5 protein-coding genes are annotated in these 10,374 nt (G+C 64.9%); 4 read left to right on the top strand and 1 reads right to left on the bottom strand.

Annotated elements, in window-relative coordinates; all coding sequences use genetic code 11:
* The 3 genes from LKE50_03400 to LKE50_03410 all read left to right on the top strand — a co-directional run bounded on the left by LKE50_03400 (position 1) and on the right by LKE50_03410 (position 5,160).
* Positions 1–1,614 (top strand): ATPase, encoded by a 1,614-nt coding sequence (locus tag LKE50_03400; GenBank protein MCH3967657.1) that lies wholly within the window; start codon positions 1–3, stop codon positions 1,612–1,614.
* Between the two features lie 9 nt (positions 1,615–1,623).
* A complete protein-coding gene (locus LKE50_03405) occupies positions 1,624–2,319 on the top strand; it encodes an L-ribulose-5-phosphate 4-epimerase (GenBank protein MCH3967658.1) in 696 nt (231 codons plus the stop codon).
* A gap of 333 nt (positions 2,320–2,652) precedes the next feature.
* On the top strand, positions 2,653–5,160 hold the full coding sequence (locus LKE50_03410) for a phosphoketolase (protein ID MCH3967659.1): 2,508 nt from the start codon (positions 2,653–2,655) through the stop codon (positions 5,158–5,160).
* Between the two features lie 230 nt (positions 5,161–5,390).
* Here the strand turns inward: LKE50_03410 and LKE50_03415 are convergent, their stop codons facing one another.
* On the bottom strand, positions 5,391–6,395 hold the full coding sequence (locus LKE50_03415; GenBank protein MCH3967660.1) for a LacI family DNA-binding transcriptional regulator: 1,005 nt from the start codon (positions 6,393–6,395) through the stop codon (positions 5,391–5,393).
* Between the two features lie 295 nt (positions 6,396–6,690).
* Between LKE50_03415 and LKE50_03420 the strand changes: the two genes are divergently transcribed.
* Positions 6,691–10,281 (top strand): S8 family serine peptidase, encoded by a 3,591-nt coding sequence (locus LKE50_03420; GenBank protein ID MCH3967661.1) that lies wholly within the window; start codon positions 6,691–6,693, stop codon positions 10,279–10,281.
* Positions 10,282–10,374: the final 93 nt, after the last annotated feature.

The following is a 10,374-nucleotide window of genomic DNA, read 5'->3' on the forward strand; positions in this document are numbered from 1 at the left end:
ATGGCAGACAACACAGAGACCATCGCGTCCCAGATCGAGGCCGGCACGTGCTCCCTGGGCATCGAGTATGGCTCGACCCGCATCAAGGCGGTGCTCGTCGGTCCTGCGAACGAGCCCATTGCCGTGGGCACGTTCGACTGGGAGAACTCGCTCGAGAACGGCTACTGGACATACGGCGAGGATGAGATCTTCGACGGCCTCACCGCCTGCTACGCCTCGCTCAAGGCTGACGTCCAGGAGATCTATGGCGTGAGGCTCACCCAGCTGGGCGCGCTCGGCATCTCGGCCATGATGCATGGGTACCTGCCGTTCGACGCGAACGGCAACCTCCTGGTGCCCTTCCGCACCTGGAGGAACACCACCACGACCGAGGCGGCCGGCAAGCTCACCGAGCTCTTCGGCTTCCATATCCCCGAGCGCTGGAGCATAGCCCACCTCTATCAGGCGATCCTGTCGAGGGAGCCTCACGTGGGCAAGGTCGCCTCCCTCACCACGCTCGCCGGCTTCGCCCACTGGCGCCTCACGGGCGAGAGGGTCCTCTCCGTCGGGGACGCCTCGGGCATGTTCCCCATCGACTCGGCCACCAAGGCCTATGATGCGGGGATGCTCGAGAAGTTCGATGCCCTGCCCGAGGTCAGAGCCCTGGGGCTCCGCGTCGAGGACCTGCTCCCGCGCGTCGCGCTCGCCGGGGACCATGCGGGGACCCTCACGGCCGAGGGCGCACGTCTGCTCGACCCGTCGGGCGACCTCAAGCCGGGCTGCCCGCTCTGCCCCCCAGAGGGCGACGCCGGTACCGGCATGATCGCCACCAACTCCGTGGCCCAGCGTACCGGCAACGTGAGTGCGGGCACCTCGGTCTTCTCGATGGTGGTGCTCGACCATCCCCTGAAGGACAAGATGGTCCCCCAGATCGACCTCGTGACCACGCCCGTGGGCGATGCCGTCGCGATGGTCCACTGCAACAACTGCACGTCGGACATCAACGCCTGGGTGGGTCTGTTTGACAGCTACAACAAGCTCATGGGCTTCGAATGCGACAAGGGCGATCTGTTCCGTAGGCTCTTCGAGTCCGCGATCGATGCCGACAAGGATGCGGGCGGCATCGTGAGCTCGCCGTTCATCTCTGGTGAGCCCATCATGGGCGTGAACGTGGGGCACCCGCTGCTGCTCCGCCGCGAGCACTCGACCTTCTCCATCGCGAACCTCATGCGCATGAACGTCATGGCCGCCTTCGGAACGCTCAAGGTGGGAAACGACATCCTCAAGAAGGAGGACGTCCATATCGACAAGCTCTATGGGCATGGTGGCATCTTCAAGACGCCACGGGTCGCCCAGAGCCTGCTCGCCGCAGCCATGGACGCCCCGGTCACGGTGCTCTCGACGGCGGGGGAGGGCGGAGCCTGGGGACAGGCCGTCGCCGCGTCGTACATGCTCAACAAGGAGCCTGGCCAGAGCCTGGCCGACTTCCTCACCACGAAGGTGTTCTGCGGCATGGAGGGCGAGACCTTGGCGCCCGACCCGGCCGACGTGGCGGGCTATGATGCGTTCATCAAGGTGTTCGAGCAGGTCAACGAAGTCGAGAAGGCTGCCGAGCGGGCAGTCGCGGAAGAATAGGAGGCACTCATGCTGGAGGAACTCAAGCAGGCCGTCTACGAGGCGAACATGGACCTGCCGGCCCACGGGCTGGTCACGTTCACGTGGGGCAACGTGTCCGGCGTCGACCGCGAGCGGGGCCTCTTCGTGATCAAGCCCTCCGGCGTCGCCTACGACGAGCTGACGCCCGACATGATGGTGGTGTGCGACCTCGACGGCAACCGCGTGGAGGGGGACCTCAACCCGAGCTCGGACACGGCGACCCATGCCGTGCTCTACCAGGCGTTCGGCGACGTGGGCGGCATCGTCCACACGCACTCGCCCTGGGCCACGTCCTGGGCGCAGGCGGGGCGCGCCATCCCGTGCTACGGCACCACGCACGCCGACTACTTCTACGGTGACATCCCCTGCGCCCGCAACCTCACCAAGGCCGAGATCGACGAGGCCTACGAGAGGAACACGGGCGTGCTGATCGCCGAGCTGTTCGGCGAGGGCGGCTACGACCACGTGGCGGTGCCGGCCGTGCTCTGCAAGAACCACGGCCCCTTCGCCTGGGGCGCCGACCCCGCCGAGGCCGTCTACCACGCCGTGGTCCTCGAGCGCGTGGCCGAGATGGCCTGCAAGACCGAGACCATCAACCCCCGCGTGAAGCCGGCGCCGCAGGAGCTCCAGGACAAGCACTACCTGCGCAAGCATGGCCCTGATGCGTACTACGGCCAGAGGTAGGTGCCTTCGGGTCATCTGCCGTTCGGGCTGTCTGCGACACCCTCCTTTCGTCTGTCGATGCATTCCCTAGCGTTCTGAGGTATTTAGCGGAGCGATTTCCACGAGGAAATGCATCGACAGACGTGGGGGAGTGCCTGCAGATGCGTCGGGACCATGAGGCGTGCCGGCCGTCGTGCGGACGCGGTCCCTCTGTCGACGCCTCGATAGATGAACTGTTTGGTAAATCGTTTTTCTCACGTGCTAAAACGATTTACCAAGATATACTCATCATGGCAGAAGGTGTGGCAGTCCCCGATGACTGTCACCAGACGGAATGTGTCAGAAAGGATCACGATGTCGCAACCGACCATCGGCACGCCCTGGAAGAAGCTCGACGGACCCGTCCCCCAGGAGGAGATCGAGTGGGTCGACAAGTACTGGCGCTGCGCCAACTACCTGTCCATCGGCCAGATCTACCTGCGGAGCAACCCCCTCATGCGCTCCGACTTCACCGACGAGAAGAGCGGCGAGGTCCGGGACTTCGGCCGTGCCGACGTCAAGCGCCGTCTGGTGGGGCACTGGGGGACCACGCCTGGCATCAACTTCCTGATGGGTCACACCAACCGACTCATCCATGACCATGGCCAGAACGCCATCTTCATCATGGGACCGGGTCATGGCGGCCCCGCCGGCAACGCGCAGTCGCTGCTCGACGGCACCTGGGGCGAGTGCTATCCCAAGATCACCGATGACGAGGCGGGCCTCACCAAGTTCTTCCGCCAGTTCTCCTATCCCGGCGGCATCCCCTCGCACTTCTCGCCCGAGACCCCTGGCTCCATCCACGAGGGTGGCGAGCTGGGCTATTCACTCTCGCATGCCTTCGGTGCGGTCATGGACAACCCCAACCTGCTCGCCGTGGTCGCCGTGGGAGACGGCGAGGCCGAGACGGGCCCGCTCGCCACGAGCTGGCAGTCGAACAAGCTCATGAACCCCAAGACGGACGGCATCGTCCTGCCGATCCTGCACCTCAACGGCTACAAGATCGCCAACCCCACCATCCTCGCCCGCATCTCTGACGGCGAGCGCGACGAGTTCTTCCGTGGCATGGGCTATGAGCCCCACACCTTCGTGGCGGGCTTCGACGACGAGGACCACCTCTCGATCCATCGTCGCTTCGCCCAGCTCATGGAGCAGGTGTTCGACGAGATCTGCAACATCAAGGCCCGCGCGAACGCCGGGGACCTCACCCGTCCGCACTACCCCATGATCATCTTCAAGACCCCCAAGGGCTGGACCTGCCCCAAGATCATCGACGGCCACAAGACCGAGGGCTCCTGGCGCGCGCACCAGGTGCCGCTGGCCAGCGCCTGCGACACCCACGAGCACTTCCGCGTCCTGCGCGGTTGGCTCCGCTCGTACCAGCCCGTGGAGCTGTTCGACTCGAACGGCGCGATCCGCCCCGAGGTCAAGGAGTTCATGCCCGAGGGGGACCTGCGCCTGGGTGCCAACCCCAACGCCAACGGCGGACGCATGCTGCAGGACCTCACGCTGCCTGACATCCATGACTACGAGATCCCCGTCGCCGACATGGGCCATGGTTACGGCGCCACCGAGGCCACGCGCGTGCTCGGCTATTACACGCGTGACATCATCGCCCGCAACCCTGACATCTTCCGCATCTTCGGGCCTGACGAGACGGCATCGAACCGTCTGCAGTCGGCCTACGAGGTCACTGACAAGCAGTGGGATGCCGGCTTCAACGGTGACCGCGAGTGCGACCAGCACCTGGCCGCCAAGGGTCAGGTCATCGAGCAGCTCTCCGAGCACCAGATGGAGGGCTTCCTCGAGGGCTACGTCCTCACCGGTCGCCACGGCATCTGGTCGAGCTACGAGTCGTTCGTGCACGTGGTCGACTCGATGGTGAACCAGCACTGCAAGTGGCTCGAGGCATGCGCGCGCGGCATCGACTGGCGCAAGCCCATCTCGGGACTCAACCTCCTGGTCACGAGCCATGTCTGGCGTCAGGACCACAACGGGTTCTCGCACCAGGACCCTGGCTTCGTGGACATCCTGCTGAACAAGAGCTTCAACAACGACCACGTCACGAACATCTACTTCCCGGCAGATGCCAACATGCTGCTGGCCGTGGCCGAGCGTTGCTTCAAGTCGACCGACTGCTTCAACGCCATCTTCGCCGGAAAGCAGCCGGCACCCACGTTCCTCTCGATCGACGAGGCAGAGGCCGAGCTCGAGCGTGGCGCTGCCGAGTGGACCTGGGCAAGCTCCACCGAGAAGGGCGAGGAGCCTGACGTCGTGCTGGCCTGTGCCGGCGACGTGCCCACGATGGAGGCGCTTGCCGCCTGCGACATCCTCACCAAGATGGGTATCAAGGTCCGCTTCGTGAACGTCGTCGACCTGCTCAAGATCCAGAACGCCTCCGAGAACGACGAGGCCATGAGCGACAAGCAGTTCACCAAGCTGTTCACGGCTGACAAGCCCGTGGTCTTCGCGTTCCATGCCTATGCCGGCTCGGTCCACAAGCTCATCTTCGACCGTCCCAACCACGACAACTTCCACGTGCATGGCTACAAGGAGCAGGGCTCGACCACGACGCCGTATGACATGCTCCGCGTGAACGACATGGACCGCTGGGCGCTCGCCTCGCACGTGCTCGAGCTCATGGATGCCAAGAAGTGGGCGGGCCAGATCGCCGAGTGGAAGCAGTTCCGCGAGGACGCCTTCCAGTTCGCCGTCGACAACGGCTACGACCACCCCGACTTCACCAACTGGGTCTGGCCCGAGGCTGCCGACACGACCGACGAGCTCGGTGCCACCAAGGTGACCGGCGGAGACAACGAATAGACGGATGCATCTCGTGCCAGGCCCCGTTCTTCTCGCTCATGTCCTCGCCGCGCTTCGTGCGGCTGCGGAATGATCCGCGAGGGGAGCGGGGCCTGGCGCATGCCGGGACATCCCGGACTGCTGAAGAAGGCTCCGGTGTGCCTCGTCCACGTTGAGGGGGTCCCTAACGTGGACGAGGCACACCGGAGCCGGCACGACGCTTAGCGGGGGGAGACCTCGGGGCGTGGGACCTACAGGCTCTTCACGCTCTCGCGCTCGACCAGGGTCGTCGACATGTGGGTGGCCGTCGTGAAGCCGCGGGGGCTCCTGATGTCCTCGATGAGCATCTTCACGGCAAGCTCGCCGATCTCGCGCTTGGGCACGTGGATGGTGGTGAGCGGGGGGTTCGCGAAGTTCGCGAAGTTGAGGTCGTCGAAGCCGATCATCGAGATGTCGTCGGGCACCTTGTAGCCGTACTCGTTGAGGGCGCGGATGGCACCCACGGCGAGGAAGTCGTTGTCGGCGAAGAAGGCCGTGGGGAGCTTGGGCTTGGTCGAAAGCCAGGCGAGCATGTCCTCGTAGGCGCCGTCGAGCGTGGTCCCGATATTGACGCGATAGCCCTCGTTCACGGGTAGGCCCGCATCCTCCATGGCGGAGCGCCATCCGCGCTCGCGGAGGGGGAAGTTGCGGATGCGGAAGGTCCCTGCGAGGTAGCCGATCTCCCGGTGGCCCTTCTCGATGAGGTAGCTCACGGCGTGATAGGCGGAGTTCTCGTTCGAGATGACGATGGAGTCGAAGAACCGACGGCTGCTCCACCCGTCGACGATGACGAGCGGCGCGGTCGCGTCGTCGAACATGCGGTAGTCCGACTCCTCCATCTCGGTGCCGAGAAGCACGATGGCTCCCGAACGGTCGTGGCAGAGCTCCTTCATCTGGCGCGCCGCCTCGGCCTGGTTGGCGAGCTCGAGCGTCATGTAGGTCGTCTTGAGGCCGCATCGCCTCGCCTGTCGCTCGATCCCGTCGACCACGGAGATGTGGAAGACGCCCTCGTCGGTGACCTGGCCGGTCTTGCGGGCGAGGATGAACTGGACCTTGTCGAGCTTCTCGGGGCGCTGGTAGCCGAGCTCCTGGGCCGTGCGGATGATGGCCTCGGCCGTCTCCTTGCTCACGCCGCGCTTATGGTTGAGCGCATTCGACACGGTGGCGGGTGAGTACCCGGTCCTGCGACTTATCTCTCGTACGCTTGCCTTGGCCATGGGGGTCTCCATTCGCGCAGGAGCCTTGTGGTGTGGTGTCCTGACTACTAAACGATTGTAGTGCACGTTTAGTAAGATACGCAGGAAATCAATGTAAATCGTTCATTAATTGGGCCAACGGAGCCGAGGAGCGTGCGACGGGGCGGGCACCCTGATGGAAGGTGACGCTCACCTGCCGTGTGGTGGCTTCCGCCTAATTGTCTGGCGAGAATGACGTCCCGCGGTCCACACTCGTCGAGGATGTTGCATCGTGTCGGTGTCGGTCGTCGACGGGTCATTTCTTGAGGGGGCGCACATGAAGAGGGCTTATCGCGCGGCCTTGGCTGCCATGCTTCTGCTCGCGTTCTCGCTCGTGGTCCTTCCCGGCCAGGCCCGCGCGGCGTCGGGGGATGCCTCGTCGCAGGTGGTCGGGTCATCGACGAATGCCCAGACGGTCCAGGAGCTGCTTGACGCTGGCTCCTACCAGGAGGGCCGGGTCCTCGCACGGGTGACCGACGAGTATGCGCCCCTTTCGACCTTCTCGGATGAGGCCTCGTCCACCACGAGCGACCTGTACACCTTCTCCTCCAGCTCGGAGACGTCGACCGACGGCGACGGGCTGGCGGTCGCATCCTCCGCCGAGCCCGACCGCATCATCCTCATCACGTCTGACACCCTCTCCACCAAGGAGCTGCTCGAGGGGTTGGTGGGGGAGAGCGGGGTCGTGTATGCCCAGCCGGACTATGTGGGCACCGTCGGTGACGAGGTCTCCACAGACGAGAGCTCCCTGTCGAGTGACACCACCACGGCCCAGTCCGACGACGAGGCGACCGCGCAGGCGACCGGCCCCAATGACACCTTCTATGACCAGCAATACACCCTCAAGGGCACCAGCGCGGGCGGCACGAACGTCCAGACGCTCTGGGCCAAGCTCTGGAGCGGGGTGCCTACGAGCACGACCGTGGATGCGAGCGAGCAGGTCATCGTCGCCGTGATCGACACAGGCGTGAAGTATGACCATGAGGACCTGCGCGACGTCATGTGGACGGGCGGGGCCGCGTTGACGGCGGCCGGCGTCGACTGCGGTACCTATGGCTATGACTTCGTCGACGATGACACGGACCCCATGGACGAGGCAGGCCACGGCACGCATGTGGCCGGCATCATAGCCGCCACGGTCAACAACGCGACGGGCGTGGCCGGCATGGCTCCCAACGCGCGCATCATGGCTCTCCGCGCGGGCGACAAGGACGGGCAGTTCTCGACCTCGGCAACGATATCGGCCTATGACTTCCTCGTGAGTGCCGCGAAGGCAGGTGTCCATGTGACGGCAGCGAACAACTCCTGGGGCGGCCCCAGTGGGGACGGTCTGCTCCGCGAGGTCGCGAACGACCTCTATGAGACCTACGGGACCATCTCGGTGGTGGCTTCCGGAAACTCCGCATATGACAATGACGTCGTGAACGACTATCCCTCGGCGCTCCTCACGGACGGCATCATCGCGGTCAACGCCACCGACAGCACCGGCAATCTCTGGGATTTCTCGAACTATGGCGCCATGACCACCGACATCGGGGCGCCAGGGGCCTCGATCCTCTCGACCTCAGGCATTGCCAGCGAGAACACCACGGAGCTCGTCGATAAGAGCAAGCAGGCCGTCTACGAGACCTATGACGGTACTGCGCCGTACGGCTTCGAGGCCGCGACCGCCGGAAGCGAGGGCGTTGACGAGACGGTCGAGGTCTCGAGCGTTGCGGATTGTGGCTCGTCCGGGACGGGTGCCGGCCTCGAGTGGGTCGTGAAGGACGCTGCCGAGGGCACGTCGGACGCGATCACGCTCACCGCGACGAACCTGGACCTGAGTCAGGCTGCCAAGCCCACCTACGTGGCCTTCTGTGCCATCCAATCGGATGACACGGGCGCGGCCACGAACAGGTACACCCATGTCTATCTGGCCTCCACCACGCAAGGGGAGTGGGTTGAGGTATCGCCCGATGGCTTCGTCATCTCGAGCGAAGGGTGGAACCAGTATCTGGTCCCCATATCGTCCGAGGCGAGCGCACGGATCGACTGGAGCCATCCCATCATCAAGATCGAGCGCAAGCTTCCAGCACATGACGAAGGCATGGATGTGACCTACCTCATCGACAATGTGGGACTCGCTTACGACGGCGCCTATGAGACCTGTCCCTACGTGGTCTATGACGGGACGTCCATGGCGGCCCCTGTCGTATCCGGAGCGCTCGCCCTCCTGAGCGCGGCCTACCCGGACGACTCCGCCTCCACGCTCAAGAACCGCCTCCTCGGTTCGGTCACGAGAAGCGACGACCTCATGGGGACCTGTACCTCGGACGGGCGGCTCGACCTCTCGCAGTCGGACGATCCCTATCCCGTGGTGACCTCGGTCGAGCAGGCCGACAAGGACGCACGCACGGTGACCATCACCGGCTCGTTCTTTGGCGACACCGCAGGCGACGTCTCGGTCGAGGGGGTAGATGCCTCCCAGCTCACGGTCACGTCATGGAGTGACACGTCGATCACCTTCACGCTTCCCGCAGGCCTCGAGACCGCGAACCGCTATGTCACGGTCACGCGTGCGAGCGACGGGCGCACTGGCCGCAGGCTCGTCACCCTCGAGGCCACGGCCGCCGCGGACACCTCCTCCTTCGACGAGCTCCCCGCGCCGGACCTCAAGGCCTTAGGGCTGTCGAGGACAGAGGAGCAGACCGGGTCCTGGAAGGTCGCCACGGTCGGGGGCAAGATCTATGCCACGGCCAACAGCTTGGTGAGGAGCTATGGCGAGGGAGACGAGGAGCGAGACGCGCTCGCCCTCATCTGCTACGACCCCGCGACGCGTACCTGGGCGACCACCGATGCCTTCGACAGCATCGATCCGTGCTACCCGTTGATGTGCTCGTATGGCGCGGACCTCTATCTGTTCGATGCTACCAAGGCCGTGCTCTACCGCTACGACACGACGACCGGCGTCATCACGAAGATTGGCGACTACGTGGATGCCCCTGCGTTCAAGGACGTGACCTTCTCATGTGGCTCCATGGTCTGCGATGGGTCGAGCGTGACGTTGGTCGGTGGGGGCCATTTTGCGGACAACGCCTATGACTTCAACCAGCCAACCGTGAGCGTCGACCTCGCCACGGGTACGGCGACCTCAGGTCCTTCCCTGGTCACTGGTAGGGAGGCGTCGATCCTGGCCTCTCTCGACGGTACGCTCTACGTCGCAGGCGGGGGTACGGATGATGCGACGCCGGTCCTGACGGTCGAGGCCCTCTCGAACGGGTCCTTCTCCACGGTCTCCACGATGCCGGACTCGGTCCTGGCAACCCAGCTCTCCATGGCGGCCGGCGCCGTCCTGCCTGCGGGCTTCTCCTATGTGGCGGCCGATGGTTCCACGGTCACGCTCGACCATGAGTGCCTCATCGTGAGTGGTCTCGTGAACAGCTCGGACCACAACAGCATGGACACGTACGTCTTCGACCCCGAGGCCAAGACCTGGACCGCGACCGCACGCATCCTCGCGCCTGTGAAGGTCTCCTATGCGGGCGGTGCCTACCTCGATGGTTCCTTCTACGTGCTGGGCTATGACGCCACGGACAACATCGGCAACGGCGACGGCCTCGTGTTCAGGTGCCTCACGTCCGTCGAGAGGGACGACCCCACCCCGGCGACCACCGCTGCCACGCCTGCCGCGACGCAGGAGGCCGCGACCACGGCTACTGCGGCCACGGATGCGGATGCCCAGCAGACGGCCCAGGCGGGCGCCTCAGGCACACCGAGGACGGCGGATCCCCTGTCCCTCTCGGCAGCTGTGGTGCTCCTGGCGCTCGCTGGGGCGACGGTCCTTCTCGTGTGTGGTGGGCTCGTGCGCAGGGCCGACAAGGGACGCTAGGCTGCCGTTCTCCGTTGCGCATGTTCTGTGCCACTCCTATGTGTCCGCAACTTCTTGCGCACCATGTGCAATACTACTCACGCTGAGAAGAAC

The sequence above is a fragment of the Atopobiaceae bacterium genome, from assembly GCA_022483015.1.
Taxonomy (GTDB): domain Bacteria; phylum Actinomycetota; class Coriobacteriia; order Coriobacteriales; family Atopobiaceae; genus JALCUE01.